This window comes from Alistipes sp. HGB5 (assembly GCF_000183485.2).
GTDB lineage: Bacteria > Bacteroidota > Bacteroidia > Bacteroidales > Rikenellaceae > Alistipes > Alistipes finegoldii.
Window position 1 is genome coordinate 1 of the sequence record NZ_AENZ01000058.1, and the last position, 1,513, is coordinate 1,513.

The 1,513-nt window shown below is 65.4% G+C and carries 1 protein-coding gene; it reads right to left on the reverse strand.

The window, feature by feature from the left end:
* On the reverse strand, positions 1-1,513 hold a 1,513-nt coding region (locus HMPREF9720_RS10630; RefSeq protein WP_009598320.1), incomplete at both ends, for a 4-alpha-glucanotransferase.

A 1,513-nucleotide genomic window follows, 5' to 3' on the forward strand; every position in this document is an offset into this window, starting at 1 on the left:
TAGGGCAGGGCGGGGTTGAAATAGCCCAGCAACCCGTGTACGGCATGCGTGGGAATCTCCCAGATGCGGAAGAAGCCGAGGATATGGTCGATGCGGAAGGCGTCGAAGTATTCGGCCATCTTGGCCATGCGTGCCCGCCACCAGGCGTAGCCGTCGCGTGCCATGCGTTCCCAGTTGTAAGTCGGGAATCCCCAGTTCTGCCCGACGGCCGAGAATGCGTCGGGCGGAGCCCCGGCCTGCGAGTCCATGTGGAACAGGTGTGGGTAGAGCCATGCGTCGACACTCGTGCGACTGATGCCGATGGGCAGGTCGCCCTTGAGGACGATGCCGTGGGCGCGGGCGTAGGCGCAGACCTCGGACAACTGCGTATGCAGGTGGTATTGAACATAGCAGTGGAATGCGATGTCGCGGTTGTGGCTGCGGCAGTAGGCGTCGACGGTTTTGCGGTCATAGCGGGCGAAGCCGCCCCAGCGGGTGAAGTCGGGCGTGCCCGTTTCGTCGCGCAGCGTGCAGAAGGCGGCATAGGGGATGAGCCAGTGTCTATTGGCGGCGATGAAGTCCTTGTAGTCGCGGCGTGCCGCAGTGCGGGTTCCGTGGCGTTCGAACGCCCGGCGGAGCAGCCGCAGTTTGTGCCGGTTGACCCGTTCGTAGTCTATTTCGGGGAGTGCGTTCAGTTCGTTGCGCAGGGTGCGGTACTCGTCGTCCTCCACGACGCCCGCGGCCGGCAGCCGGATGAACTGCGGGTGCAGGGCGAAGGTCGAATTGGCGTTGTAGGGGTAGGAGTCTTCCCATGTACCGGTCATGGTGGTATCGTTGATCGGCAGTACCTGGATGACGCACTGCCCGGTGGCGGCCGCCCAGTCGATGAGCCGTTTCAGGTCGTAGAACTCACCGACGCCGAAATCCTCTTCCGTACGGAGCGAGAAGACCGGGATCGCCGTCCCGGCGCCCTGCCATCTGCGTTCGGGGAACCGCGGGTACGCCGCGGCGTCGAGGGCGTGTTCGCCGGCGCCGGGCAGTTCGCCCCAGGTGCGGTTGGCACCCTCCTCCCACAGGATGGGGGTGAGGGTCTTGCGGTCGGCGATCAGGAATTTGTATTCGAACCGGTGTGCGGTATGTAGCGTGAGTTCCCATTCCGGGAAGCGGCTGTCGTCCATCGGGACGATTCGTTTCCAGTCGCCCAGTTCACGGCCGCTGCCGGCGACGGCGAGCGTTTCGTCCGGCCGCAGGGTGGGCAGGATGACGCGCAGGGTGATGTTGCCGGCTGCTTTCTTCGGATTACCGGTTTTCCCGCGGCCGAAGATGCCCCGGGTGAATGCCGAGGAGTAGAACGGCGTGTCGGAGGGCATCTCCTGCCAGCGGTCGCGAATGCGCAGCGTACGCACCCCCTCCCGGGACGGGATCCGCAGCGTGTGCGGCCGCCATTCGCTGCGGATGCACACGCCCTCGCGCTCGACTTCGTAACGGTATTCTGCCGGCTGCGCCGCAGGGGCGTACCGCTCTACGGCGCAGG